This is a genomic window from Alkalihalobacillus sp. BA299, from assembly GCF_017745675.1.
Lineage (GTDB): Bacteria > Bacillota > Bacilli > Bacillales > Bacillaceae_F > Alkalihalobacterium.
In genome coordinates this window covers 1-26,029 of sequence record NZ_JAFLJM010000006.1, presented here as the reverse complement: position 1 = coordinate 26,029, position 26,029 = coordinate 1, and the positions used below count along the sequence as shown (strand labels likewise).

General features: G+C 34.8%; 29 protein-coding genes. 11 read left to right on the top strand and 18 right to left on the bottom strand.

Going from position 1 to position 26,029, the window contains the following annotated elements; all coding sequences use genetic code 11:
- Nucleotides 1–94 precede the first annotated feature (94 nt).
- A complete protein-coding gene (locus J0N78_RS09385; protein WP_307794920.1) occupies nt 95–1,276 on the top strand; it encodes a M20 family metallopeptidase in 1,182 nt (393 codons plus the stop codon).
- Between the two features lie 129 nt (nt 1,277–1,405).
- Here J0N78_RS09385 and J0N78_RS09380 read toward each other — a convergent pair whose 3' ends face one another.
- The 4 genes from J0N78_RS09380 to J0N78_RS09365 form a co-directional block, all read right to left on the bottom strand.
- Nucleotides 1,406–2,134, bottom strand: a complete 729-nt coding sequence (locus tag J0N78_RS09380; RefSeq protein ID WP_209122798.1) for an EcsC family protein — start codon at nt 2,132–2,134, stop codon at nt 1,406–1,408.
- Nucleotides 2,135–2,161: 27 nt separating this feature from the next.
- Complete coding sequence (locus J0N78_RS09375; protein WP_209122797.1) at nt 2,162–3,382, bottom strand: ABC transporter permease; 1,221 nt, start codon at nt 3,380–3,382, stop codon at nt 2,162–2,164.
- Nucleotides 3,379–4,122, bottom strand: a complete 744-nt coding sequence (locus J0N78_RS09370; protein WP_209122796.1) for an ABC transporter ATP-binding protein — start codon at nt 4,120–4,122, stop codon at nt 3,379–3,381. Before J0N78_RS09370 ends, J0N78_RS09375 begins: the two co-directional genes overlap by 4 nt.
- Before the next feature lie 116 nt (nt 4,123–4,238).
- Nucleotides 4,239–5,825, bottom strand: coding sequence for a long-chain-fatty-acid--CoA ligase (locus tag J0N78_RS09365; RefSeq protein ID WP_209122795.1), 1,587 nt, complete (start codon nt 5,823–5,825; stop codon nt 4,239–4,241).
- A gap of 262 nt (nt 5,826–6,087) precedes the next feature.
- On the opposite strand from J0N78_RS09365, the gene J0N78_RS09360 reads away from it, so the two are divergent.
- Together J0N78_RS09360 and serC are read left to right on the top strand one after the other, a co-directional pair.
- Nucleotides 6,088–6,522 (top strand): HIT family protein, encoded by a 435-nt coding sequence (locus J0N78_RS09360; protein ID WP_209122794.1) that lies wholly within the window; start codon nt 6,088–6,090, stop codon nt 6,520–6,522.
- Between the two features lie 156 nt (nt 6,523–6,678).
- Nucleotides 6,679–7,761, top strand: a complete 1,083-nt coding sequence (gene serC / locus J0N78_RS09355; RefSeq protein WP_209122793.1) for a 3-phosphoserine/phosphohydroxythreonine transaminase — start codon at nt 6,679–6,681, stop codon at nt 7,759–7,761.
- A 55-nt stretch (nt 7,762–7,816) separates the two neighbouring features.
- Here the strand turns inward: serC and J0N78_RS09350 are convergent, their stop codons facing one another.
- A complete protein-coding gene (locus tag J0N78_RS09350) occupies nt 7,817–8,014 on the bottom strand; it encodes a hypothetical protein (protein ID WP_209122792.1) in 198 nt (65 codons plus the stop codon).
- Nucleotides 8,015–8,148: 134 nt separating this feature from the next.
- On the opposite strand from J0N78_RS09350, the gene J0N78_RS09345 reads away from it, so the two are divergent.
- Complete coding sequence (locus J0N78_RS09345) at nt 8,149–8,493, top strand: YtxH domain-containing protein (RefSeq protein ID WP_209122791.1); 345 nt, start codon at nt 8,149–8,151, stop codon at nt 8,491–8,493.
- 154 nt (nt 8,494–8,647) lie between these two features.
- Nucleotides 8,648–9,220: an HTH-type transcriptional regulator Hpr gene (locus tag J0N78_RS09340; protein ID WP_209122790.1), complete on the top strand. Its 573-nt coding sequence runs from the start codon at nt 8,648–8,650 to the stop codon at nt 9,218–9,220.
- A gap of 13 nt (nt 9,221–9,233) precedes the next feature.
- On the opposite strand, the gene J0N78_RS09335 is transcribed toward J0N78_RS09340, so the two are convergent.
- On the bottom strand, nt 9,234–9,578 hold the full coding sequence (locus tag J0N78_RS09335) for a DUF1878 family protein (protein ID WP_209122789.1): 345 nt from the start codon (nt 9,576–9,578) through the stop codon (nt 9,234–9,236).
- Between the two features lie 134 nt (nt 9,579–9,712).
- Between J0N78_RS09335 and J0N78_RS09330 the strand changes: the two genes are divergently transcribed.
- Nucleotides 9,713–10,255: a DUF3267 domain-containing protein gene (locus tag J0N78_RS09330; RefSeq protein WP_209122788.1), complete on the top strand. Its 543-nt coding sequence runs from the start codon at nt 9,713–9,715 to the stop codon at nt 10,253–10,255.
- Nucleotides 10,256–10,350: 95 nt separating this feature from the next.
- Here J0N78_RS09330 and J0N78_RS09325 read toward each other — a convergent pair whose 3' ends face one another.
- Nucleotides 10,351–10,935 (bottom strand): YpmS family protein, encoded by a 585-nt coding sequence (locus J0N78_RS09325; protein WP_209122787.1) that lies wholly within the window; start codon nt 10,933–10,935, stop codon nt 10,351–10,353.
- 152 nt (nt 10,936–11,087) lie between these two features.
- Here J0N78_RS09325 and J0N78_RS25780 point away from each other — a divergent pair, with 152 nt between their 5' ends.
- The gene (locus J0N78_RS25780; RefSeq protein WP_216829381.1) at nt 11,088–11,267 is read left to right on the top strand and encodes a hypothetical protein; all 180 of its coding nucleotides are present in this window, start codon (nt 11,088–11,090) and stop codon (nt 11,265–11,267) included.
- 69 nt (nt 11,268–11,336) lie between these two features.
- On the opposite strand, the gene J0N78_RS09320 is transcribed toward J0N78_RS25780, so the two are convergent.
- Entirely contained in the window at nt 11,337–11,429 is a 93-nt protein-coding gene (locus J0N78_RS09320; RefSeq protein WP_209122786.1) for a YjcZ family sporulation protein, read from the bottom strand.
- A gap of 101 nt (nt 11,430–11,530) precedes the next feature.
- Nucleotides 11,531–11,614, bottom strand: a complete 84-nt coding sequence (locus tag J0N78_RS09315; RefSeq protein ID WP_209123028.1) for a YjcZ family sporulation protein — start codon at nt 11,612–11,614, stop codon at nt 11,531–11,533.
- 190 nt (nt 11,615–11,804) lie between these two features.
- On the opposite strand from J0N78_RS09315, the gene J0N78_RS25775 reads away from it, so the two are divergent.
- Both J0N78_RS25775 and J0N78_RS09305 read left to right on the top strand, forming a co-directional pair.
- Complete coding sequence (locus J0N78_RS25775; protein ID WP_247747227.1) at nt 11,805–12,617, top strand: peptidylprolyl isomerase; 813 nt, start codon at nt 11,805–11,807, stop codon at nt 12,615–12,617.
- 130 nt (nt 12,618–12,747) lie between these two features.
- Nucleotides 12,748–12,846: a YjcZ family sporulation protein gene (locus tag J0N78_RS09305; protein ID WP_209122785.1), complete on the top strand. Its 99-nt coding sequence runs from the start codon at nt 12,748–12,750 to the stop codon at nt 12,844–12,846.
- A gap of 48 nt (nt 12,847–12,894) precedes the next feature.
- On the opposite strand, the gene J0N78_RS09300 is transcribed toward J0N78_RS09305, so the two are convergent.
- The 6 genes from J0N78_RS09300 to J0N78_RS09275 form a co-directional block, all read right to left on the bottom strand.
- Complete coding sequence (locus J0N78_RS09300; protein ID WP_209122784.1) at nt 12,895–13,176, bottom strand: sporulation YhaL family protein; 282 nt, start codon at nt 13,174–13,176, stop codon at nt 12,895–12,897.
- A gap of 108 nt (nt 13,177–13,284) precedes the next feature.
- On the bottom strand, nt 13,285–14,244 hold the full coding sequence (yhaM, locus tag J0N78_RS09295) for a 3'-5' exoribonuclease YhaM (protein WP_209122783.1): 960 nt from the start codon (nt 14,242–14,244) through the stop codon (nt 13,285–13,287).
- Between the two features lie 165 nt (nt 14,245–14,409).
- Nucleotides 14,410–15,771, bottom strand: a complete 1,362-nt coding sequence (locus J0N78_RS09290; protein WP_209122782.1) for a sensor histidine kinase — start codon at nt 15,769–15,771, stop codon at nt 14,410–14,412.
- Nucleotides 15,768–16,448, bottom strand: coding sequence for a response regulator transcription factor (locus J0N78_RS09285; RefSeq protein ID WP_209122781.1), 681 nt, complete (start codon nt 16,446–16,448; stop codon nt 15,768–15,770). Before J0N78_RS09285 ends, J0N78_RS09290 begins: the two co-directional genes overlap by 4 nt.
- A 168-nt stretch (nt 16,449–16,616) precedes the next feature.
- Nucleotides 16,617–19,586, bottom strand: coding sequence for an ATP-binding protein (locus tag J0N78_RS09280; RefSeq protein ID WP_209122780.1), 2,970 nt, complete (start codon nt 19,584–19,586; stop codon nt 16,617–16,619).
- On the bottom strand, nt 19,587–20,828 hold the full coding sequence (locus J0N78_RS09275; protein ID WP_209122779.1) for a metallophosphoesterase family protein: 1,242 nt from the start codon (nt 20,826–20,828) through the stop codon (nt 19,587–19,589).
- Between the two features lie 361 nt (nt 20,829–21,189).
- Here J0N78_RS09275 and J0N78_RS09270 point away from each other — a divergent pair, with 361 nt between their 5' ends.
- The gene (locus J0N78_RS09270) at nt 21,190–21,372 is read left to right on the top strand and encodes a YhzD family protein (RefSeq protein ID WP_209122778.1); all 183 of its coding nucleotides are present in this window, start codon (nt 21,190–21,192) and stop codon (nt 21,370–21,372) included.
- Between the two features lie 112 nt (nt 21,373–21,484).
- Here the strand turns inward: J0N78_RS09270 and J0N78_RS09265 are convergent, their stop codons facing one another.
- The 3 genes from J0N78_RS09265 to J0N78_RS09255 all read right to left on the bottom strand — a co-directional run bounded on the left by J0N78_RS09265 (nt 21,485) and on the right by J0N78_RS09255 (nt 24,068).
- The gene (locus tag J0N78_RS09265) at nt 21,485–22,327 is read right to left on the bottom strand and encodes an HAD family hydrolase (protein WP_209122777.1); all 843 of its coding nucleotides are present in this window, start codon (nt 22,325–22,327) and stop codon (nt 21,485–21,487) included.
- A gap of 144 nt (nt 22,328–22,471) precedes the next feature.
- Nucleotides 22,472–22,822: a YlbF/YmcA family competence regulator gene (locus tag J0N78_RS09260; RefSeq protein WP_209122776.1), complete on the bottom strand. Its 351-nt coding sequence runs from the start codon at nt 22,820–22,822 to the stop codon at nt 22,472–22,474.
- A gap of 109 nt (nt 22,823–22,931) precedes the next feature.
- A complete protein-coding gene (locus tag J0N78_RS09255) occupies nt 22,932–24,068 on the bottom strand; it encodes a DUF445 domain-containing protein (protein ID WP_307794919.1) in 1,137 nt (378 codons plus the stop codon).
- Between the two features lie 174 nt (nt 24,069–24,242).
- Here J0N78_RS09255 and J0N78_RS09250 point away from each other — a divergent pair, with 174 nt between their 5' ends.
- Nucleotides 24,243–25,634, top strand: coding sequence for a YheC/YheD family endospore coat-associated protein (locus tag J0N78_RS09250; protein WP_209122775.1), 1,392 nt, complete (start codon nt 24,243–24,245; stop codon nt 25,632–25,634).
- The last annotated feature ends 395 nt before the right edge of the window (nt 25,635–26,029 follow it).

Sequence of the window (26,029 nt, the reverse complement as noted above, 5' to 3'; positions counted from 1 at the left end):
AAATAGAAACCCCTTTAGAAATAAAGGAATATTTCACTCATTTATCGAAATATAATATTAAGAATGCCATTTTCTTAGTTTTGGGGTGATAACCGTGAGAGAACAACTTAACAAAGGCTTAGATTCCGTATATTCAGAAATGGTCGATATTAGAAGGTACTTACATCAATATCCTGAGCTTTCATTTCAAGAGGAAAATACACCAGCATACATTGCTGAATTCCATAAAAAGCTTGGACATGAAGTAAAAATAAATGTCGGCGAAAGAGGAGTAGTAGCTATTCTTCGTGGAAGTAAACCGGGTAAAACGATTGCTCTTCGTGCTGATTTTGATGGCTTACCGATTCAAGATGAAAAAGATGTTCCTTATAAATCAAAAGTAGATGGGGCTATGCATGCTTGCGGACATGATGGACATACAGCTACTCTACTTGGTTTAGCTAAAGTATTTAATAGTATGAAAGAACAGCTTTCTGGAACAATTGTATTTATTCATCAACATGCAGAAGAATACGCTCCAGGTGGGGCCATTGCGATGATACAAGACGGTTGTCTCGACGGTGTAGATTATGTGTTCGGCACTCATTTATGGGCAACTGAGCCTTTAGGAAAAATTCAATATCGAAAAGGACCAATCATGGCTGCTGCAGACCGATTTGAAGTAGAAATTCATGGCCAAGGTGGACACGGTGCGATGCCTCACTTAACAAAAGATGCCGTTGTTATTGGATCACAGCTAGTTACAAACTTGCAACAGCTTGTAAGTAGAAGAGTAGACCCATTAAAAGCAGCCGTACTCTCCATTGGTTCATTTGAAGCTAAAAATGCTTTTAATGTTATTGCTGATTCTGCCAAATTAATTGGTACAGTAAGAACATTTGATGAAGATATTCGTACTAAAATGGAACAAGAGATTAAGAGGATCGTAGATGGTACAACTTTAGCTGCTGATGCTTCAGCTACGTATCATTATTTTAGAGGCTATCCTGCAGTGGTGAACCATGATGAAGAAACTGAAGTTGTAGCGACAATCGCGAATAAAGTTCCAGGAGTTTACGAAGTTGAAAATATGACACCACAAATGGGTGGCGAAGATTTTGCCTATTACCTTCAGAATGTTAAAGGTTCTTTCTTCTTTACTGGAGCTAGAAACCCAGAGTGGAACGTTGCTTATCCACATCATCACCCAAAATTCGACTTTGATGAAAGAGCTATGCTAATCGCAGCTAAAACTTTAGGGCATATCACATTACACTATTTAGTAGAAGACGAATAAGGTCTATAGGAATTTCTAATTTAATATTAACGTAATAAATAACAAAAGTATACTTCATAAGAAGGAGCGTATCTATAGTATAGGAACGCTCCTTGTATTCCTTAATAGTTGCTACAACGTATTTTGCAACTATTCTTTTAATATTCTCATACGATATCCATTTTTGGCGGTTTCACCAAGAACATCTAAAAAATGATAATTAGCTGCGGCCCCAACGATGGCTCCAAACCCAGGAATAAGCTGAAGCATTTTAACTAAATCGATGTGATCACGGTATTCCAGTTGAAACTCTTTCCAATTAATATTCTCTAAATACGCTTGTTCTGTCGGAATCGTTTGTACATATTCCTCCCAGTTCGAAACAATTTCGTACACTTCTATTCGTTTCGCCTCACTTGAAAAGGCTAATTGAAATAAATAAAGGATAAATAATCGTTCCCTAAAGTTATTCACATCACATCCATAGCAGCTCGCTGTTTCAAAAAGAAATTTCATCTTAATACCTAATAATAGAGGGAAATCCGCCATTCCTAATAAAATCCCACCAGCGCCAGTTCCGGCCCCTTCAACTGCAGCTGCCTTTTTATACTTATTAATAGCTTCATCTACTAAATGTTCACGCTGTTCAAACGTTTTATTTTTAATAAGTTTGACAGAGGTCGTATACTCTGAACCAATTAAAGTAGCATGTACCATTTTTTTAATACTTGCTGTTACAACTTGATGGACTTTCTCAGGGATCATCTGATTCACCTTTGTTTGCAGCCGCTTCGCTAACCGACCTGTCATTGACTGACGCTTCATCATCTTTTTTTGCCAGCTGCGAAGTTCATCTTTTACTCTATCATCCGTTACCATTTTCATCGTCCTTCCTTAAGGGTCACTTCAACTGACTCTCAACTTTCTATGCATCCAATGAAAACTATATATATAAGCAAAAGCAATACCAAGTGGTAAAAGACTAAGCGAGAGACCCATTCTTTCTGCAAATAAAGATAATAGTCCAACAAGTAGTACAGCTTTAACAGAAAGAAGAACAAATACTAACCTGAAGAAAGATTGTTGTCTTGCTTTCTTGCCAATAGGATACAACTCAACCCATATAGCTTTATAAAAATGTTTCCACAAAGTCGACATCTGCAATCCTGACATATAAATAAAGACGAAATATAAAAGGTAACGTACTATTCCTTCAGGTAAAACTAAAAGTACGATCGTACCTACAATGATAAGTCGGATATATATTCCAAAATAATCATTTGAACGAAAAAACGCTCTCGTATAAAGATAATCAAATGTATTCTGACTTTGATATCTTATCATAGTTAAGATGGGATTAGCCCAACTCCTTTTTTTAACTGAACTTTTTAATTTAGGTACATCAGTAAACAGATTAGCAATCCGGTAAAAATGAGTGAGCATTTTATTTTCAATACATAATAGTTGCTCCCACTTTATACTATGTTTCGATTGAAGTTTACGATAATAAATCAAATAAACACCTATCATAATTACAGCTATTACAAGTAAAAAGAGCAACCCCTCTTCAATAAATAAAAAGAAAGCATATGTACTATTTATGGTAGCACGTAAAATTATATGAGAAACTCTCTCCTGTAGTGATGTCAGCCGTTGCTCTTCAAAGTTACATAATAAATTCCATATTTTTGCTCCAATGAGGAAGAGTAACACTAATAGGAAAGATGAAAAAGAACGATTGATTCGCTCTGCGAATATTGGTGCTAACAAAAATAATATAATAACCATGGAAGAGCTCTGTATGATAACTGAATAAATTATCGATGAGCGAAAATAAGGTTGTAGCTTTCCTTCCATTGGTAATAGAAATACTAAATCTCCTTCTTTTACAAATGTCCTCACTGCACCTCTTGTTAATAGCAACATACTGACGAGAACAAAAAACAATACTGCCGGAAATGTTTCAGGAAGCCAATCTAAAAAGTGACGGTAATAATAACTTCCAACAATAATCAATAAATAGATTGTGAATAAAAATCCACTATTTCCAATTAGACGTAGGTATCTTATCGCCACTTCCCAATAACTTTTTAAACGACTGCTCCATAACTGTTCGACCTCTTTCATTGGCTTTCATCCTTCGTCGCTTCGATATAAATATCATCAAGACTCCCATTTGGAATACCTAATTTTTGCCTTAATTCGTTTAAAGTTCCAAATAAAATGACTCTTCCTCTGTGTAAGACGACAAAGCGATCACAGTATTTTTCAGCTGTTGCTAGTATATGTGTCGACATAAGGATACTTGCTCCATTTCCTTTCATTTCAACTAACAAGTCTAAAAATGATTTTATCCCAACAGGGTCCAATCCAACGATCGGTTCATCCACGATATATACACTAGGGTTGACGAGAAACGCACACATAATCATTACTTTTTGTTTCATACCTTTAGAAAAGTGAGAAGGGAACCATCGTTTCATTTGTTCCATTTTAAATTCTTTAAGTAATAATTCACCTCTCATTTGAAGTGTCTTTTCCTCAATACCATAAGCCATCGCTGTGAGTTCTAAATGTTCCCATAATGTAAGTTCTTCATATAAAATTGGAATTTCAGGTATGTAAGCTAGCGTAGCTCGATACTCATTCGGATTTTCGATAAACGATTGTCCATCAATGGTTACCTTACCATTAATTGGTTCCATTAAGCCTAATATATGTTTAATGGTTGTACTCTTCCCTGCACCATTTAAACCAATTAATCCGACAATCTCTCCAGATCGAACCGAGAAATTAACATCATGAAGAACAGGTTTACTCGCATGATAACCACCTGTTAAGTTAGTTACTTCTAATACTTTTCCCACGTCGTTATATCCCTTCCTTTTTTATCCTATTGTATTTATTGTATCAGATAATATTCTTAAATCGAATATCATAAAACTAAAGAGGCTGACACAACGAAAATTGTGCCAGCCCTTCATTAGTTAACGAGACGTGTACGCTCGCCCCAGAACTCTTTACGTATTTGAACCTTTTGGATTTTACCAGACGCTGTTTTTGGTAGGGCATCTGTAAATGTAATTCCTTTAGGTGTTTTAAAATTAGCTAGTTTTGTACGCGAAAATGCTATTAAATCTTCTTCAGAAACAGATTGTCCTTCACGAAGAACAACTACTCCATGTGGAGCTTCTCCCCATTTTTCATGTGGAACAGCGATGACTGCCGCTTCAAGTACTGCAGGGTGGTCATAAAGAACACCTTCAACTTCAATGGAAGAAATATTTTCTCCGCCACTAATAATGACATCTTTTTTCCGATCACAAATTTCAATATAGCCGTTTTCATCTACTGTAGCCATATCACCTGTATGCAGCCAACCGTTACGAATCGTCTCCGCTGTAGCCTCAGGGTTTTTTAAATACCCTTCCATAACACCATTTGTACGAGTGACAATTTCTCCAATTGCAACACCATCATGTAGGATTTCATCACCATTCTCATCAACTACTTTAACCTGTGTACCAATCATTGAGTATCCTGTTTTCGCCTTTAAACGGTATTGCTGTTCGATTGGTAAATCATTAAGGTGTGAACGAATACGAGAAACTGTAATAAGTGGTGATGTTTCAGTCATACCGTAAACTTGTAAAAATTCCCACCCGAGATCTTCTTCTACTCGTCTTACGAATGCAGGCGGTGGTGCAGAACCAGCAATAACTACTCGAACATCTTGATCAATAGATGGTTTAGATTGATTGTACTCTTCAAAAATCATATTTAATACCGTAGGAGCCATGTGCATGATCGAAATGTTATGCTTCTGAACCTTTTCTAGAATAACTTTAGGGTCTACTTTACGAAGCATAACTTGAGTAGCACCATTTGCTGTGTAGTAAAATGGTGAACCCCATCCATTCACATGGAACATCGGTAAAATATGAAGCAATTTATCTTCGTCAGAAACTCGTAAGTGATGTTGTACGCTTAAAGCATGTAAATAATTGGAACGATGTGTTAATAATACTCCTTTAGGATTACCTGTCGTACCACTCGTATATAGTAAGCTAGCAATATCAGTTTCTTCTAATTCTATACGGTCAAAAACTGAAGATGGAAATTGACTTAGCCATTCATCATAGCTTTCACAGTTTTCATATGATTTAGTAGCTCCGTGAACAATAACTTTCTTAACCGTTGTTAATTCACTGAGAATTGGTTCAACTAAAGGATAAAGTTCTTCATCGACAAATAGAACTTGGCTTTCACTATGATTAAGAATAAAAACATAGTCTTCTGGCTTAAGACGTGTATTTAACGGAGTCATTATCCCTCCAACTTGATACACACCGTAAAAGCCTTCTAGCATTTCAATTGTATTGGGTGCTAAATATGCTACTTTATCACCCTTTTTGATATTAAGCGCTTTCAATCCATGTGAAAGTTGATTCACTCTTTCATTTAATTGGTTATACGTTAGTTCTCTTGTGTCATCGATGATTGCGGTTTTCTCTCCATAAAGACTTACGGCTCTGTCTAAAAATTGAGTTAAAACTAAAGGTACGTGCATATTAATTCCTCCCCTATCATCATTTTACTCCACACTAAATATTTTATATTTTTTTAATCTTCGAAACAATTATAACAAACCACTCAGTCTGTGTCTATATTCTGTATAATTAATTCAATAATTTTTCATTCTGTTTTATAACAGGTTATTTTACTTTGTTTACTTCCTTTTTGTTCTCTTGTTATGTTGTTGCATCCAATACTTTTACACGTTATTCTTTACATATAGTAAAAAGTACCAAAAGTGAAAGAGAGGATAATCGATGACTAATTATGATCCAAACTGTATTTTCTGTAAAATTGTTCAGGGCGAAATTCCTGCCGCAAAGGTTTATGAAGACGAACATGTTTTAGCATTCATGGACATAAGTCAAGTAACAAAAGGCCATACTCTAATCATACCAAAAGTTCATCAGGAAAATATTTTTGAATTGGATGAGGAAATTGCTGCTCACCTCTTTTCAGTCGTTCCAAAGATTGCAAATTCAATTAAGAAACAATTCAACCCACTCGGATTAAATATCGTTAATAATAACGGTAAAGCTGCTGGACAAACTGTATTCCATTATCATATTCATCTCATCCCTAGATATGGAGAAGGCGATGGCTTTGGGGCTGTATGGAAAGACAATAGCAGTCAATATTCATTCGAAGAACTACAAGAAATAGCCACTTCCATTTCAGCCGGAATTAAATAGGTAAGAGAATGAGGCTGAACACCAGTCTCATTCTCACTTTTCAATTAAAGGCAAATTTATTAATAATTAAAAAAATAATAGAAACACAACCCTTGCCGTGATAGTATAGGAGTAATATAAACATTAATGTTTTAAAGAGATAAAGGAGTGAAAGAATTGGAGAGAGCGTACAATTTTAATGCAGGCCCATCTGCATTACCGTTAGAGGTTTTAAAGAGAGCTCAAGAAGAACTTGTAAACTTTAAGCAAACTGGAATGTCTGTAATGGAGCTGAGCCATCGAAGTAAGGAGTATGAAGGCGTTCACCAACAAGCTCAATCCTTGTTACGAGAATTATTACAAATTCCTAGCGACTATGAAGTCCTCTTCCTTCAAGGTGGAGCAAGCCTTCAATTTGCACAAATTCCAATGAATTTGTTAAAAGAAGGAGAAATTGGAAATTATGTTTTAACTGGTTCATGGTCTGAAAAAGCTTTAAAGGAAGCAAAGCTAATTGGTGAAACATTTATCGGCGCTTCAACAAAAGAAAGTGGGTATACTTCCATTCCTAATGTGGAACAAATTTCAATTAATAAAAATGATGCATACCTCCATATTACATCCAATAATACAATTTTCGGTACACAATGGCATAAATTCCCACAATTAGAAAATACATCTTTAATTGCTGATATGTCAAGCGATATTTTATGCCGGTCTATCGAAGTTGAGAATTTTTCGATGATCTATGCTGGGGCTCAAAAGAACTTAGGACCTTCAGGTGTAACAGTTGTTATTGTAAAAAAAGAGTTACTCGAAAATTCACGTCAAGATATTCCAAGCATCCTTCGATACACGACTCATGCTGATGCAAATTCACTTTATAATACCCCTCCTACATTTGCTATTTACATGTTATCGAAAGTATTGGAGTGGGTAAAAGAACAAGGTGGACTAGCAGCAATAGAAAATAGAAATGTTGAAAAAGCAAAATTAATCTATGATGTCATTGATGAAAGTTCTGGGTTTTATCGTGGGCATGCTGAAAAAGACAGCCGCTCTCTAATGAATATTACATTTAACCTTCCAAACGAAGAGCTGAATAAAAAGTTTTTAGCTGAAGCAAAAGCAGCAGGTTTTGTTGGTCTTAATGGCCATCGTTCAGTAGGAGGTTGCAGAGCATCAACCTACAATTCTGTGCCAGTCGAAGCTTGTGAGGCATTACGTCAGTTTATGATCACATTTAAAAACAATCAATAATTTGTCTTAAACCAAAAGCACCTTCCATTCATTGGGGGTGCTTTGTTAAAAATAATTAATAATATGAAGTTAATAGCCATATTGCAAGTCCTAAGAAGAGGAACGAAAAGAAACCTAGCCTAAGTCCATATCGTTTCCAATTCTTCCTTTCCTCATTATCTTGGGCACGTTTTACAGTTCGGAGGAATATATAACCCGTACTAAAAAGGAATAAGATTGCACATGCAAAAAAAGCAAATATTAATCCACTCATTGTAAAGCCTCCTTTTTAAATTTCTTTGGCTTTTCATGAACACAAATTATAAAATATTTCAATTTTGTATTTTAACCATTATATGTTGATAGTTAATATATTTTCCTACTATTTAATAATGGGAGGTTATTTATATGAAGTTCAAACCTTTATTTTATGGAGTGATTTTTGGTAGCGTGGTAACAGGCATTACAACTCTATTATTCACACCTAAATCAGGCCAAGAAGTACAAGCTTCACTTACCGAATCTGTTACTAAAATTAAAAAAAACTTAGACGAAACAAAAGAACAAACTATTTCACTCAAAAAACAGTTTTCTGAAACAGCAAAAATAAGTAAAGAAGCAATCGAAATCGTTTCACAAGACGTAAAAGACTCTGTCGACGATTGGAAACGAGAAATAGAGCCTGCTCTAAAGCAACTCCAAAAGGAAATTAATAGGTTACAAGAAGTAGTTGAAAGTAGTCGACGCTGGTAATCATTTCATTATTTAAACGCTTTCATGAATAATAATTCATGAAATTATCGGATTTTTTAAAAAAAATTAAAATTTCTCTTTATTAATATACAATTTATTGTCATAATATAAAGAAAATATAGTATAAAAATAATATTAGTAATGGGGGAGAACAATGGACCATAACGTACCTTACTCTATTAAGCAGTCAATAATGTTTAGCCACAAGGTTGCTCAGCTAAGTAAGGCCTTGTGGAAGTCTGTTGAAAAAGATTGGCAGTCATGGATTAAACCCTTTGACTTAAACATTAACGAACATCATATCTTGTGGATTGCCTATCACTTAGAGGGGGCTTCAATCTCTGATATAGCGAAATTCGGAGTTATGCATGTTTCAACAGCTTTCAATTTTTCCAAGAAGCTAGAAGAGCGTGGTTTACTAACATTCTCGAAAAAAGAAAATGATAAAAGGAATACCTATGTTTATTTAACACCGGATGGTGAAAAGCTACTTCTAAAAACTCTAGAATGCTACAACCCAGGAACTTATAGCATTTATGGTGGAGCATTGCCAATTAAAGACTTATATGGTAAATTTCCTGAGTTTTCTGAATTAATGAGTATTGTTCGCCACATTTATGGTCATGATTTTATGGACATTTTTGAAAAAACATTAGACAAATTTGAACATGACTTCACTGATGAAGATGGAATATTAAAGCCGCAACAACCTGCAGAAACTAGGTAAGCACGGTTGCTGGTTATTCCTTTTCAATCCTTTTTACAGCCTTTTGTAACACTTCAATTAGATCAGAATATAAATCTTGTGCTTTTAAAGCACTCAATGTATCCTCTAAATTTAATTTTTCGGGAAGCATACCAACAAAATGTACGAGAAGTGGTGTATGATGAACAAAACCAAGTTCACACTGCTCCTCGTATTCTTTTTGTAGTTCTTGACACAATAATAATACTTGCTCAACTTCATCCTCTGATAAGTTTTTTTCAAGTGCTAGTGCATAAAATGGATAAGATTCTCTATCAATCATCTTTAATAACAGACTATATTGAAATTGTAATTTTTTAAAATAATCCTCGTCATACACCTTCATCACCTACTTTTCACTAAAAAATTTATTTGTCAATAAAAAAAGAATATTTAATTATTTTGTCATACCTATTGATTTTCTAGCGAATTCATCGTAAATTATTCAAATAGATTAAGGAGGTGCTATTCACCTTGTTTTGCTGGAAATCTGTTAATATTGCTCGTGACTTTGGTCACACTCGACTTACTATCGTCTCAATTACTTCTGGAGTTTTATTTTTTCTTGTTTTTTATTTATTCTTAAGTTCATTTATTGAAGTAACAAGTATAAATCAATACGGGGTGATCCCTTTTATCGGCGGACTTATATTAATCACTATTTTCCATAAATTATTACATTGCGTACCGATTTGGCTTTGTGGGAAGTATGCTAAATTAACGATAAAAAGAACACAGAAATTCCCTATTTTGTATTGCTTTATTCCAAATACGATTACCAAAAGGCTATGTATTACATCTGCCTTATTTCCATTATTAACGATAACTGTATTTGCAACTATCGGGTCGATTTTTTCACCTGAACATCTACCTTATTTCTCTATTTTTGCAGCGATCAATTTTGGACTTAGTATATACGATATTATTTATGTTACTCACTTATTTAAAGCACCAAAATCATCGTTTATTGAAGATCATTATGACGGTTTTCATATTTTATTAAGTAGAGCTAGCTAATGATAATTTTGCTAACGATAGATTTTTATTGGCTAGTAGGAATGATTTAGTGTTGGCTGACTCATAGCGAAACTACTTATGTGTCAGCCTCACATTTACTCGATTTTCATTAATAATTCAATCTCATTATTTGGTAAATCAAATTTTTCAAAATAGAAGAATATATTTTCTACTTCCGTTATTTCTGACATCACAATATGCACTGTTTGTTCAGTAGGGTTTAAATTTACATATGGTGGAAATGAAAGAAAGTCTGTGAGCATCTGAAGTACGATTTGCTGTGGTAATTGAAGTTGGCCCATTGATAAGGTGGAAATATGCAATAATAAATCTCCATTAGGTGCAACTTCTGGAATCATATTTACTTGGACTTCTATATTTCTAGACAATATTGGTATTGCTGTTCGCAGTTCGATTTGTTCATTTGTCAAAAAAACATGGTATGTCACAACTTGTTTCGGTTGTTCTTTAAGCTTTAAGGCAATGAGTTGATTTAATTCGTCTCGCGTCGTTTTAATCGTAAAGTTGGCTTCAGGTTTAGTTTCATCTATCATTTGACCCTCGTCTTGGTCAATGGAAGATAATAGCATTAAAAATAAAATTCCGACTGAAAAAAATAGAATTACATTGAAACTTGCTAAAACTAAAAAACTAACTTTCCAATTAACAGTTTTCTTCAAACTACACCACCTACAATTTTTTCTAATCTTCACTCGAGTTGTTCTTCAGGCGAACAACTATCTTTTTTACTCATCTTTTGTTAAAGTTATTTTATAAGAACTTGCTACGTTACGTCCATCTTATTTTTATTAAATATATTGGGGGCTCATATATGCTTTTTATATTTGCTATTTTTGCCTTATTTATCCTTTTTATTTTTAATTCTATGACGAATGCTTTATGTTTGCAAAAAGAAATTCCTGAAGAAAGACAACCAGTTGTCTTTCGTACTATAAATGTTCTCATTACCATTTTGTTAACATCAACATATGTAAAAATACTATTTACATAATAAGTAAAAGGAAAACACCTAAAGTGTAAAAAGGATGAGGCTATATGCCCCATCCTTTTTATTCCATTATTAGTAACCGTAGCCCCAGCTAGCTCCAATGATTACTAACAGGATGAATAAGACGACAAGTAACGCAAATCCACCAGCGTATCCGCCTGACATAAGCCATCCTCCTTTTGAATTTTAAATAGGCTCTCTCTAATTAACTCAAGTTTCACCTGTCGATCCGATTAAGTTAGGTTTAGGCTATAAAAGTCGTTCTTTTAGCACCAAGCTGCACCAACGATGATTAATAAGATGAACAACACCACAATTAACGCGAAGCCACCGTAATATGCGTGAGACATCTAAAACACCTCCTCATTGCTTCGTTACCATATCCTATGCACGAAACAATTGAATGTACTGGGCGATTGCACTAATTCTGATAGTGGTTTAAAAGCCTTGTACCTTTTTCATTTCATTAAAGATTGTGTTATAGTAAAGATTGTGCAAGAAAAAATGTTGAAAACATAAACGGTTGAGGAGTGGACAAGCATGATGAAAAAAAGCATTTTAGCGCTTAGTTTGTCTGGTGCGCTATTATTAGGAGCATGTGCTAATAATGGTACACAAGGTGGAACAATTGTTGAAGGAACAAATGTAACAGTTACAGAAGAGGAATTCCTTCAAGAATTAAAAGATAGACATGGTAATGAATTATTAAAAGAAATGGTTGAAAAGCAAATTTTAAATCAAGTTATTGCAGATGCAGGTATTGATCCAGCTACCGTTGAAGAAGAGATTAATACTTTTAAAGCAGAATTTGGTGTTGAAACAGATGAGGAACTATTACAAATCCTTCAAACACAATTCGGCTTACCTGTTGAAACGATCGAAGAATTTAAAAATGACTTTATTATCTCAAGACTTGCTATTCAGGACTTAATGACTCAAGATATCGAAGAAGTTGATGCAGAAAATATAGATGAATCTACAATTGAAGTCGAAGCTAGTCATATTTTAGTTAAAGAAGAAGACTTAGCTAAAGAAATACTTGAAAAAATTAATGCTGGAGAAGACTTCGAGGAACTGGCAACTGAGCATTCTGTTGATCCAGGCTCTGCTCAAAAAGGTGGAAAGCTTGGTTTCTTTGGACAAGGAAGAATGGTTCCAGAGTTTGAGGAAGCTGCCTTCAATTTAGAGGTCGGTGAAGTTAGTGACATTGTCGAAACTGAACACGGTTTCCATATTATTAAAGTCACGGATAAACGTGTGATAGTGAAATCCTATGATGAAGTCATGGACGAATTGTATAATGATGCCAACTTAAAAGTAAATGATCCACAATTTAAAGATCTTTTTAATTAATTGAAATGCCGCAGGTAAAGCAAATGCTTCACCTGCATTTTTTTATTTCCACATTTGCCTAGACCAACTTCTATCCTCTCGCATAGGTTATTGTATAAGTCATTAATTAGTAATTGAAAGGATGGTATAAATGTCAGCATGTCCAACTCCTAAACCAGCATTCGGTGGTTTTACTTTAATCGTTGTTCTATTCATCTTATTAATCATTGTAGGTGCATCATACTGCTAATTATCAACCAAAAGGGAATTAAAAAAGAAAGCCATAAGGATAGCTTCCTTATGGCTTTTCACTATATTCTCTTCTTTTTGCACGATCCTCTTCGATACGCTCCATAAACACTTGTCCTTCTTTTTCAATAAATTCTTCATCAATTTTTTTATCTTCTATCGAATATTTCATAAAATAATAGGCACTTACTAATATTCCCAAGACTACAAAATACATCCACCATGGATCCGCATTCAATAATACAACTGATGAAAAATCAAGTCCAGAAACAAAGAAAAGAAAAAGACCAATACATACGAGGACTATCATTTGTATTTGCTTATTTTTCATTAAAATCTCCCTTCCTTAAACAGTTCTTTCTACTAATCTATGCTTGTCTTTTTTTTCTATGTCTATTTTACTGCTTGGAAGGAAGCTTTTTATTCCGAGTTCGTTGAATTATAAATCTAACGGTCTGTCATGGAATGATGGTTTATATAGTGAGCGATTTTCAAGAGCTTGGACCCGATCAGAAAACTCACCTGGTTCCACTCGTTCAAGGGCTCGGTCCATCATATTCATTTTTGCATCAATATTATCAATCATATGCAGAATTTCAGCTTCACGTATTAATGGTGGTTTTGGACTCCCCCACTCGCCTTTTCCATGATGACTAAGGACAAGGTGTTGGAGGATCATCACTTCTTCCCCATTTATCCCAAGCTCTTGAGCGGCCTCACCTATTTCATTGACCATAATTGTAATATGGCCAAGTAGCTTTCCTTCAAGAGTATAAACTGTATCAATTGGACCCGAGAGCTCTCGAACTTTCCCTAAGTCATGTAATATAATTCCAGCATAGAGTAAATCTGTGTCTAGGCTAGGATAAAGCATTGATATTGATTTTGCTAAATCCAACATCGACACAACATGATACGCTAAACCTGAAACAAATTCATGATGATTTTTAGTTGCGGCTGGTGATTCAAGAAATACTTCTTGATGTTTCTTCAATAGATGTCGAGTAATCCGTTGAATATTAGCATTCCTCATATCAAATATATATTGAGTAATCTTTTCAAGCATTTCCTCTGGTGAAACTGGTGCCGAACGTATAAAATCAGCTATTTTTACATTATCCAGTGCCGTTGTTGGACGAATACTATTAATCTTTAATTGATTTCTTCCTCGAAACTCAGAAAGCTCACCAATAATATGAACAATTTCCTTGCTTACAAATGTTACTTCATCTTCAGGTGAACAGGACCAAAGTTTGGCTTCTATTTCTCCAGTATTGTCACTTAATATTAAGGTTAGAAAAGGTTTTCCATTACTAGCTATACCTTTTGTTGCTGTTTTAATTAGAAAATAACTATCTAAAGAATCCCCTGTTCGATAGTGGACAATTCCTTTGCTCATAATTCCACCACTTTCAACAATTTTATCTCATTTAGTATATCATATTGTTTATTCACTTTAGTGTATCGTTTGCGTAAAAGACCCTATTTTATAAGGACATGTGATTTTACCTGCAATAACAATGTTGTTATCAAAGTTCATCACATTATTCCTCTTTTTTTATTTTTATCTTTTCCTCTTAACATCATCCTGTGGTAATATGACAAAGAAACAAACACCCTGCTCTTTATTCTCAACACCAGGATAACCACCATGTAATTCAGCAATTCGTTTTACAATAGCTAGCCCCAAACCAAATTGTCCTTTATTTCCTTTATGGAATGGTGTAAAAATATTAGGCACATCGTTTGCGGGTATTGGTTCACCGTCATTCTCTACAGTTAATTTTACCGATTGTTCTTTCTTCTCAGCTTTTATATAGATTTTTTGATCGGCATAGCGAAGCGCATTTTCAATGAAGTTTTCTAATAAAACTTGAATTTGTTCTTTATCTCCTTTGAATTTAATATCTGCTCCTGTAATAATAAACGTCACATCTTCACGCTGAATACGGAACCTCTCCTCCAAGTGAAAGGCTATCGCTCCAAACGAAATTTCTTCTCGAATCGGATCCTCATCTTTTAAAGAGTCTAGTTTTGTAAAATACAACATATCCTTCACACGACGTTCCATTCGATTCGCTTCTTCAAGGATGACATTCATCGTACTTTCTATATTCTCTTTTGGTAGTATACCATCCTTAACACTCTGAGCATAACTCTTAATAACCATGATCGGTGTCTTTAGTTCATGTGATGCATGTTGAATAAACGTCTTTTGTGCCCGGTCATAACGCATCAAATTTTGACGCATTCGTTCAAACTGATAAGATAGCTTTTGAAAGTCTTCATCGCCTTTCCATTTGAAAGGCTCCTGCCAATTACGTGCTGCTATTTGTTCAAAATGATTACCTAATACGGCTAGTGGTTGTCTTAAATAATGATTTAAATAAATGGCTGGCAATAAACTTAATGCACTCGTAAGTAATAAAATGTAAAGCAATCGTTCCCAAAGTCGGTTAACCATCCGATCCCGATACGTATCCCACATAAAGGAAATTTGATAAGCTTCTTCGTTGGTTGTTTTTAATTTAGTGATGACATAAAATAATGTCGCACCACCGTATGTTAATTCGTATCGGCCTCTCGTGCTTTCTTGTGTAAACGCATTTTCCCCCATTTCTTGGAGTACTTCATTCGGAACTGGGTCTCCTCGCAGAGTCCCATATTGGTTTAAAACAAACAAGTGCCCCACTGACCGTTCCGCTTCTCGCCGTTCGATAAAATCAATTTCTGATTGTGGCGGAGTAAAATACTCACTATACGGATTCGCAAAGCGTGCTTGTTCCTGTTCAATAATCCGATACGTTTCTTCAGTTAGTGTTCCTTTAATAGAAATCGGGTAGATGATAATTATAGAAAGTCCAACAAGTACAATTAATGAAATAAAAGACAGCCAAATTCTTTGGGTTAAATTAACTCTAATCATGACGATAGTACGCGGTATCCATAACCATATAAAGTTTCTAAATGTACTCGAGGCATCTTCTTTCGAACTCGTCTTACTACATCATCAACTGCACGTTCAGATCCATAATAATTTTCTCCCCACACATGTTCAATAATTTCTTCACGCGAAAAAGCTTTTCCTACTTTTCCTGTTAACAATAAAATTAAATCCATTTCTTTTGTCGTTAAATCTACTGGATCGGTTGACCCGTGTTTATCGATTACTGTTCTTCCAATCGGGTCAATTAAATAATCATTTAATTCTATTTTCCGTTGTTCAGTTTGACCTGTACCATAAATTCTTGAAAGTAATTTTTTTGCACGGATCACTAATTCTTGTGGTAAAAATGGTTTGGCTAGGTAATCATCACTACCCATTTCTAATCCTAATACTCGATCTAAATCTTGATCTCGAGCTGAAATAAAGATAACAGGTGTGTCCCCGTGTTCTTTAATCGCCTTTAACACTTGGTAACCATCTGTACCAGGTAACATAATATCTAATATCCATAAATGCGGTTTATCTTCTATGGCTTGAACAGCAGCATCTCCATTGTTAAATGTTTTTACAGTCCAACCTTCTTTTTCTAAATACGCTTTTAATACTTGAGAAAGATTTTCTTCATCTTCAACTAAATATACGATAAACTTACTCATACTTTCATCCCTCCTAGGATTTACAAGGTGTCCTTTATTACAATCATTATGATATGAAAAAATCCTACTCTTCTTAAGCAGGATTCCTCAATACTAGTTTCCAACAAATGTATCATAATGGTACATTGATATTTTATCAAATCTACATCCTATAATAAAGAAACATGACTATGACAAAACCATCGTTAATTCTTGATGAAACAGATCTTTAATTTGCTGATGACATGTGAAGAAAAGAATCTGATGATTTTCGGCTACTTGCTCAATAACATATTTAGTATTTTGCTTTCTCTCATCATCAAAATTTACCATTATATCATCTAAAATGATCGGCATTGGAGATGGCGCTTGATAAGCTAAAGCAAGTGACAGTCTTAGCGATAAGTACAATTGTTCACCTGTTCCTTGACTCAACTCGTCTGGAGAGAAACGCATACCATCATAACGCTCAACAATAAATGCATTTTCTGATACAGGTGCAATTAAATTGACATACTCTCCATTTGTCATAAGAGAGAACAACTCCTTCGCTTTTTGAATCACAACAGGCTGCCTTTCTGTTTCATAGATCGATTTTGCTTTACTCAAAATAAGTTGACTTATGCGAACTGTCGCCCACTCTTTAGCTACCGCTTGAAATTCATCTGTTTTTATTTCATAGGTTTGACGAAGCTGGGAATAGCTTTCTTCAGTTTCTAATTGTTCAATTTCTTGCTCTATGCGACCAAGCTTGTTTTGTAAAGTAGATTGCTGAACTTCAGCTTGCTTTAATTGCTCAGTTAACGTTTTTAATGGATCTAGAATACTCGTATTGTCTTGATCTAATAAGCCTTTCACTTGTTCTAATGTGAACTGATCTGGTTTAACTTGCGCTTGCTGTGAACGTAACAATAACAATTCCTTTTCAAGTGCTTGTCTATCAATAGCGACTTTTGCATAATAAAAAAACTGTTCTTCGTTTTTTACCTTCGCTTTCATCATCCATTTTGAACGTTCATCTTTCAAATAATGAGTTTTTTGTTTAAGAGCATCCAACTCCAGCTCGATCATATTAATATTTTTTTGGCCCTCATTATACTCAAACCTACTCTTTTGTTCCATCTCTACGATCTCTGCTATTTTATGCACAAGAACAGATAAGCTAACATGTTCATCAATTTCGAGCTCTGCTGCAATGTTACGACCTAACTCTTCAATTTCATTGAGGTTTTCAACGATTTCTATTTTTCTATTTTCATAATAATTTTTATGGTTGATGTTTTGTTTCACTTCAACAATGAGACCAAACAATTCTAATAGATGCTCACAATTTCCATAATGGACAAATTGATACTTATTGCACCATTCTGTTATTTGATTATGAATGAGCTCTTTTTCATTTTCACATATTTCAAACTCTTGCAATAATAATCTATATCCATTTTCCTCTTGAGAACTTTGTTTAATCCATAAATCTAGCTGATTTTTTCTAGCAACATTTTCGTTTACAATGTGATCAATGCGATCCATTTCTCTTTCAAGTTCTAGAGTCGTTTGGAGTTGATCTAGCTTTTTTTTGTACTCCTTTATTTTTTGTGGCAACTGATTGTTCTCACTTTTTTTCGTATTACTACCTACGATAATCATGAATATAGCTGAAATGATTGAAAGTAAAGCAGGAATCCATTGCTGTGTAGATATTAGCCACCCACTCACCCCAAGAAAAAATAAAGCGATCCATTTAAACAACCAGCTGTTTTTATTCTTATTAATAGAGTCTTTCGACTGAATGTTAAGCCAATTGATATTTTGTTCGATTTCTTTTCTTCTAGTTATGTCTTCTTTCACTTTCAACATTTGTTGCTCTAATCTATGTTCATCATCATCAGATAGACATTGTGAAAGAATTTCTTGAATAGTACGTTTGGTTTGTTCCTGTTGCATCGACTTTGTTTTAAGCTCAACTTCTAGTTGTTCTCTTTCATAGTGAACCTTTCTTTCTCTTTTAGCGAGCTTTTTCAACTCTTCTTTTGCTGTTAAACTAGTTTGTGTTTGGAGAATGAGGTCATTATTCCAATCCTTACCTAACCTTTCTGTTTGATCAGTAATTAATTGCTCTACTTTACGTATCTCCAATTCAATATTCGATAGCTCTTCTTTTAACTTACCATATTCAAACGATTTCTCATTGATTAATAAGGATTGTTCCTTTAATTGATCAAAGTTTGGTCTTAAAGCAATGTCTTTCAACCGCATTTTATATTCAACTAACTTTCCTTCTAATTCGTTTATCTGTTCTCTAAGCGTTTGTTCTTTCGCTAAACTATCTTTTACTTGATCGACTGCATGTAATGGAAAATCGTTTACAGACGGAAGTTGCTCTAGTTGTGCAACAATGCCTTTTTCTTTAAAATATAAAGGCTTCATGATTTTTAGAATTTCTAGTACCCTTATTTCTTCCTTTATGCGATTGATGTCCTTGTCTACATCTATTTGTTGATAGCTTAAATTTTTTCTTTGCGACAGTAATTCGTCATACTGAGAAAGCTGTCCTTCAACTTCTCTTAGTTTATGACGAATATCTTCTAGCCGTTGAAGTTTCTCATTAAGAATCGGCTTTTTTCCACTTGGTTTAAAAAGCTCTTGTTGATTTTTTTCCAGTTTTTTCTCTAACTCGATTAATGAACCTTTTCCTAAAATACTCGCCCCTTGCAAATATCGGTTTAATTCATCTGACTTTAGTTGCTCAATTTTTTGAAGGTCGCTAGCACTGAAAGAGAATATTCCTGTAAACAAACTTTTATCCATACCACCTAGTAGCTGATGTAATGTATCCTCTCCACCAATTGAGCCATCTGCGAAATAGACGATTGCTTTACCACCATTTTTCCCTTTTTGTCTTTCGATTGTTACTTCCCCTAAGTCCTTCGTTTCTAAAAATAGCTTACCACCATAGTTTGTCCCTTGTTTCGGTTCGTAGTGTGCGCCAACTTGAGATTTCATCGGAAACCCAAAAAGCACCGTTGTTATGAACGATTTTATCGTGGATTTTCCTTTTTCGTTTTCTCCATAAACTACTTGTAACGCTGAGGGTAAGAGGTCAATGTGCACATTGTAAAACCTTCCAAATCCATAAATATGTAACTTGGTAATTCTCAATTAACCCCACTCCTTTAACAGCTCTTTTAAAAGTACATCTCGTCCATTTTGTATAAGCTTCTTATACTCTTCTTCGTTCAGTGGCTGTAAAAAATGTCTAGCTTTACGATGACGATATAATTCTTTTAGAATTTCTTTTACATCTTCATAAGATCCTTCGACTAATTGTTCGGTTACTCTTGTAATGTCACCTAAAAAGTCCTCCTGTTTTTTTAATTCATTTATATCCCATTTCTTTTTTGTGTCATTTTCATATGAACAAATCCATACAAAACCATCTTCGTACTCTTGCTCTCCATTAACGTATTCAATCCACTCCTCCATTTGACCTGCCTCATCTATAATTTCTGAAGCTGACCCTTCACCAGTAAAATGAAGGTGTAACATCGTGTTTTTATTTATTAAACGCTGATTATCAATAACTTGTTCGCAGTATGAAAAAAATTGCTCTGCGGTTTTAATTTTGTTAATTGAAACTTCAATCGTTCCCCATATTACTGGAGCTGTTTCATAAAATTGTACATTTACATCTTTTTTTTCAACTATTTCAACAAGCAAACATCCTTTTTTTCCTGTTTCTTTACGATGTCTACCTTGAATATTTCCCGGGTAGAAAATTGAAGGCTTTAGTTGCGTCAATTGATGAATATGCCCTAAAGCCCAGTAGTCAAACTCTTTTTCTTCCAATTCTCGCCAATGAAATGGTGCATATGGATTGTGACCTGACATAGTTTGCTCTTGACCATGAAGAAGACCTATATGATAATCTACTCCAGCTATTTTTTTATAGAAACTAACCTTTCGTTCGAACACTTCACGATCACGGTAACTAAACCCATATAAATGAACTGTAGTTCCATTACGAGCAACAAAGTGTTTACACTCTATTTCACTAGAAAAAACATGAACGTTTTTCGTCCAGTTAACAGAGACCCACTTCCCGTTCAAATGATCATGGTTGCCGTGAATTATATATACAGGGATATTCTCTTCGTCAAGACGTGCAAATTCTTTTCTTAAAAACAGTTGGGCTTTTAAACTTCTTTGATCACTATCATATAAATCTCCTGAAATAATGACAAAATCAACATTTTCTTGTATTGCCGTATCAATCACTTTCCGAAACGATTGAAATGAGCTTTCATGTATTTGGTGAAGTAACGACTCAGGTAAATGAGTCAAGCCTTTAAATGGACTATCTAAATGTAAATCTGCTGTATGAATAAAACGCAATCGTCTCATCATTTCACCACCCAATAGGAAATAATGGTATATTTATTAATTATAACAAAAAGTGAACACACGTTCTATCCTGTTCCTAAATAAAAAACGAGGCAGCCCTCACTTTTTATGTCTTCTATTTGTTTAAGCTCCTACGGCTTTGCTTTATTGTTAACGGTAAAATAACTAAACGGATAAAGATGGTGACAAAGATAATCGATAAGCCAAAGCTTCTATATGAAATTTTAACGACTTCTTTAATAGATTACTATTAACTTTCACGCGTTTGCATAAAGTTTTGAATACATTTTCACTTGAATATGTAAGCGTTTAATTTTAAAATATGATTACAAGTCTAATAATATATTAGAGGTGGGTTATGATGGCAGACTATTATTTAACTGTTTTCAATCAATCGGGTGAACAATTATTAAATGAAACCATCCAAGCAGCTAGTGATGAGGAAGCGAAACGGATAGGGGAGCAAAAGCTAGCAGAAGCAAATTATAGTGCGCACCCTCATCGATTAACAAGAGCTGGAAAGCTATTACTTTTTCACCGCTAAGCTGTAGCTAGACAGGGTTCTAACTGTAACAGTTATACTTTGTTGTAATTAAATAAATGAGGCAGACCAATAGGTCCGCCTCATTTATTTAAATTTATCTATACTAATGCTATTACTTTTCGATTTTCAACTGCTTTCGAAACACTTCACGAACCATATACGCTACACCATGCATATCATTTGAACGAGTCACCCAATCTGCTTCTTGTTGAACTGATTTTGGTGAGTTTCCCATCGCTACTCCCAAACCTGCTTGCGTAATAAGATCTATATCCTCTTCGGTTGAACCAATTGCTACTACTTGATCTAACCCGATCCCAAGTTCACGCCCTAAACGTTGGAGTCCTCTTACCTTCGAAACACCCTCAGGTACAATACTAATTCGTCCTTGTTGACCTTCTATAACATTGATATTACCTACTTGTTTCTCTATTTCTTCAATAGCTTCTATTTTTTGATCTTGCTCTAAAAACTGAATTTGAATCTTCGGTGGTGCAATTGGATTATCTAAAATATAATCACAAATTGAATCGACAAAAGTGACTGGATAAAATAACGGATCACCGAGTCCTATCGTCATTTTTGCCATGAGCTGACTTTTGCTTCGTAATTTATTACCAATTCCATATCGTTCATGAAGAAGGCGTACGTGACAAGAATAATTTTCAAGTATTTCTCCAATTTGAAACACTTTATCTTCATGAATTCGTTTTTCAAATATAGGTTCATCCAATTCTGAAGCTAAATATGCACCATCGTGTGTAATTAAACATGAATCTAATTTTAAGGCCTTCGCAACTCTCTTAGCAGCTGGAAATGGTCGATCAGTCGCTAATGTAATATATACACCTTTACTTTTGACGAATTCAATCGCATCTTTTGTTTGTCGACTAAGGCGAGCATTAGAGCGTAAAAGAACCCCATCAATATTTAGAGCTAATAGACGGTAAGCCACAAAAATCCCCCTTCTCATTGTTCTACTAAGAACGTGACATACGTTATAGTAAAGACTATGAAAACGGGGGCTAGAATAGAACATTCTTTAGCTGTTGTTCAAAAAAGTCTGGCTCTGCTTTTTAAACACATATTATTAGAGCTCTTATTGCTCAGGATTTCCGTACAATTCCTCTAATGGCTCAGTGATAATACGATTAATATCTGTAATGATGACACTTAAACGTTGTTCTGCTTCCATCATCTTTGAAATGATTGGTTGTTGTTGCACTAATTCAAATAGCTGTTGTGCTTTTTGTGCCTCTTCTTCAGAAATTTGCACTCCTTGCATTTGCTTTTGCTGTAATTCCATTTGCATTTTACGGAAATTTTCAAGCATTTGATTTGCTGCTTGATCTTTCTCGATTTCTACATGCAATTGTTTTAATAATTTAAACTCATCACTTTCTTTAATCGTTTTTCCAAGTTCATGTGCTATATCGTAAATATTAGCCATAATAACTCCTCCTTCAATGTGGTATTTACCGACTCTACCATAATATGAGTTCAATTTCATCTCTCATGTTGATTTTTTATAAATTATTAACTAAACACTAATGTACAATCTATAAAAAAACAACTATTATACCTTGAATAAAGCCAATCATTCCCCCAAGAAGTGCCCCCAAATAAGTAATCATTTTAAATTCTCTTCTTGAAATCGAAAGGACCATTTCTTCGAGACGTTCTACAGCAAAGCCTTCCACTTGTCCTTTTACAACATCTTCTAAATTAAGTTTTTGCATTAGCCCTTCAAGACGTGAAACTAATGCTAAACCAGCCATGTCAACTACCTTAGGGATCCAGTTTTGAACGATTGTTTCTGCGTACGGTTTTGTCCAGTCATTTAATGGTTCAACCACCCAGCGATACACTGGAACACGCTCTACTACTGTTTTTTTTATAAATGAAATAATTTCCTCTTCCTCTACTTTATTTAAATAGTAAGAAAGTGGTTTTTCTTTAAGCTTATTCCACTCTTTTCTTAATACTGACTCAATCATTTTCTGTGCACTTTCATCATTTAAAAACTTAATGATCTCGGGCTGAACTTTATCGACTAATCGATCGTTGCCTAAAAACATTGATATCATATTTCCTAGTGTTCCTTTTCCCATTAAAAATCGGTCAATCATTTGACTTAATCGCTCTTTACCATCCTCATTTTGAAAGTAATCCTTTGTTCTTTCTAATATAAATTGGGTTAAGTTCGGAATGGTTTTTTCCAATTTTCTTGACCAATTCTTAGGTAACAATTGGTCAAGCGGTCGTTGTCTATTTTCAACGCAAAAAGTCTTTATGCTAGTTTTGATCCATTGCTCAGTTTTTACTTCGAGTGTATCTCGTACATTTTCCACTCCAAAACGTTGAGCCAATAAATCGTTTAATGTCGTATCACTTTCTAAAAATGAGGCGACTTCCTTTTGAGCCCACTGCTTCATTTCATGTGTGAACGTTTCATCAAGCAACTTTCGTTGTATCCCTTCAGGAGTCAAGAGGTGTTGAACAACCATCTTCCCTAATTGTTCCGCTAATTCTCCTCTTCTTTTAGGAATTAAACCGGGTGTAAACGGAATTCGCTTTTTTCCTATGTATATTGGATTATAGGGTCTGAACAACATCTTAATAGCTAAAGAATTAGTTACCCCACCAATAATTGCTCCAATGACGATCATTATCAAAACTAAAAGGACATCCTTCACTTTCTAACTAACCTCCTACAACTCATCTATTCACAAAAAATTGGTCATTTACATACTATACGCTATCAACAAATGCCTAATATACACTATTAACCATCATATCGAAAAAGTAAAAAAAAAGAAATGGTTGCCCCTTTTTTCTGTTTATAAAAATTGAGTGAAGGAGTGCTCCTAATGAAACAATCATTTCAATTAAAAAGAAGTTTCGATGATGCTTCTATTGTCCAGTTACCCCCTTCATTTCTAGGTCAAAGATCACTTAATACGAATACTTCAATTGAATTGTCATTTGGAAGTAAAACTGTGCATTGCCAGATTAAGAAAAACGAAGAATGTGAACATACCATCTTTCTATCAGAAAACCTATACAAAGAATTGAGTATTCCCTTTGAAAAGCCCATTCATCTCTTTTATCAGAACGGATGTTTAGCGATTGGGCCTCTGATTGGCATTTTTACAGCAGGCTTTACTTCTTCAAGTCAGTTCCCGTTAGGACAGAGAACTTTACAGTATACAAAAATGTTAAGAACCCAAGATGAAATTGGTGGTTTTTACTTCTTGTTTGGTCATCATCATATCAACTGGGAGAACGGAGAAATTAATGGGTATTTCCTAGAAAAAGGAAGCTGGACATTAATGACCGTTCCGTTTCCAAATGTAATCTATAACCGAATTCCAAACCGGCGCACCGAAAACCTTGAGGTTATCCAATCGGCAAAAGTAAAATTTGAAACCGATTATGCAATCCCATATTTCAACCCTAGCTTTTTTAATAAATGGGAGGTATATCAAAAACTATCGACGGTCGATAAAGTTCAACATTATTTACCTGAAAGCTTAAACAAACCAAACTACCTAGAAGTTCAGAAGCTATTAAAAAAATATAAACACCTTTATCTGAAACCGATTGAAGGAAGTCACGGTGAAGAAATCAAACAAATCATTAAACTCCCTGATGAGCCTTATTATTATTGTCGCTTCCATGAGGAAGAAAAGCTTCGTTTAAGAAGATACTCTAGCTTAAAAAGGCTATTACGTGATGAGTTCTCTCAAGGCTTAAATGATATTATTGTTCAACAAGGTATTGATCTTTTAAAAATCGGAAAACATCCACTCGACTTCCGAATTCATACAAATAAAAATATAGATGGACAGTGGGAAGTAAGTGCAATTGCAGCCAAAAAGGCTGGCTGGCAAAGTGTGACGACTCATATTCACCGTGGAGGAGAAGTGTTGTCGGTTGAAGAGCTTTGTCAAAACGGACTATTTTCAAAAGAGCAGGTACGTGACTTGAAGCGAGCTTCCATAATATTAAGTAAAGAAATAGAGCAGCAATTAGAAGGCTGCATTGGAGAAATTGGCTTTGACCTAGGAATGGACGAAAATGGGCAAGTTTGGCTATTTGAAGCCAATTCAAAACCTGGAAGATTAATTTTTGAACAAGGCAAATTAAAAAAAGAAGATATTACTTCTAGAGAGCTTCCATTAGAATATGCAATATATCTTAGTAATAAAGCATTGGAGACCCCTCACCAATTTATGAATAAACTGATCACTCTAGCCTAGTAATTAAAAAACACATTTCACAGTAAAATGGCTTCTCTAGCTTTCTTTTATTTGTTACGTTAAAATTAGAAAAAGTGAGTCGATGTTGACTTATCGTACGGCGGTGAAGGAAGTCTCGCTAGTCGGTGGCCGCTGCAGCTAGACATGAAAAGCGGAAGCGGCCGTTTACCGACGTACGGACTGGACTGAACCGCAGGAGATAAAGGAAACACGGAGAAGCGCTAGCGATCCGATGTTGACTTATCGTACGGCGGTGAAGGAAGTCTCACTAGTCGGTGGCCGCTGCAGCTAGACATGAAAAGCGGAAGCGGCCGTTTACCGACGTACGGACTGGACTGAACCGCAGGAGATAAAGGAAACACGGAGAAGCGCTAGCGATCCGATGTTGACTTATC

Coding starts and splice junctions, on each gene's coding strand:
- J0N78_RS25780 (WP_216829381.1), top strand. CDS start 11,088: ATGCTTTTTATATTTGCTATTTTTGCCTTATTTATCCTTTTTATTTTT.
- J0N78_RS09300 (WP_209122784.1), bottom strand. CDS start 13,176: ATGAAAAATAAGCAAATACAAATGATAGTCCTCGTATGTATTGGTCTT.
- J0N78_RS09275 (WP_209122779.1), bottom strand. CDS start 20,828: ATGAGACGATTGCGTTTTATTCATACAGCAGATTTACATTTAGATAGT.
- J0N78_RS09260 (WP_209122776.1), bottom strand. CDS start 22,822: ATGGCTAATATTTACGATATAGCACATGAACTTGGAAAAACGATTAAA.
- yhaM (WP_209122783.1), bottom strand. CDS start 14,244: ATGAGCAAAGGAATTGTCCACTATCGAACAGGGGATTCTTTAGATAGT.
- J0N78_RS09320 (WP_209122786.1), bottom strand. CDS start 11,429: ATGTCAGGCGGATACGCTGGTGGATTTGCGTTACTTGTCGTCTTATTC.
- J0N78_RS09270 (WP_209122778.1), top strand. CDS start 21,190: ATGGCAGACTATTATTTAACTGTTTTCAATCAATCGGGTGAACAATTA.
- J0N78_RS09380 (WP_209122798.1), bottom strand. CDS start 2,134: ATGGTAACGGATGATAGAGTAAAAGATGAACTTCGCAGCTGGCAAAAA.
- J0N78_RS09340 (WP_209122790.1), top strand. CDS start 8,648: ATGGACCATAACGTACCTTACTCTATTAAGCAGTCAATAATGTTTAGC.
- J0N78_RS09315 (WP_209123028.1), bottom strand. CDS start 11,614: ATGTCTCACGCATATTACGGTGGCTTCGCGTTAATTGTGGTGTTGTTC.
- J0N78_RS09290 (WP_209122782.1), bottom strand. CDS start 15,771: ATGATTAGAGTTAATTTAACCCAAAGAATTTGGCTGTCTTTTATTTCA.
- J0N78_RS09375 (WP_209122797.1), bottom strand. CDS start 3,382: ATGAAAGAGGTCGAACAGTTATGGAGCAGTCGTTTAAAAAGTTATTGG.
- J0N78_RS09305 (WP_209122785.1), top strand. CDS start 12,748: ATGTCAGCATGTCCAACTCCTAAACCAGCATTCGGTGGTTTTACTTTA.
- J0N78_RS09285 (WP_209122781.1), bottom strand. CDS start 16,448: ATGAGTAAGTTTATCGTATATTTAGTTGAAGATGAAGAAAATCTTTCT.
- J0N78_RS09365 (WP_209122795.1), bottom strand. CDS start 5,825: ATGCACGTACCTTTAGTTTTAACTCAATTTTTAGACAGAGCCGTAAGT.
- J0N78_RS09345 (WP_209122791.1), top strand. CDS start 8,149: ATGAAGTTCAAACCTTTATTTTATGGAGTGATTTTTGGTAGCGTGGTA.
- J0N78_RS25775 (WP_247747227.1), top strand. CDS start 11,805: ATGATGAAAAAAAGCATTTTAGCGCTTAGTTTGTCTGGTGCGCTATTA.
- J0N78_RS09350 (WP_209122792.1), bottom strand. CDS start 8,014: ATGAGTGGATTAATATTTGCTTTTTTTGCATGTGCAATCTTATTCCTT.
- J0N78_RS09360 (WP_209122794.1), top strand. CDS start 6,088: ATGACTAATTATGATCCAAACTGTATTTTCTGTAAAATTGTTCAGGGC.
- J0N78_RS09250 (WP_209122775.1), top strand. CDS start 24,243: ATGAAACAATCATTTCAATTAAAAAGAAGTTTCGATGATGCTTCTATT.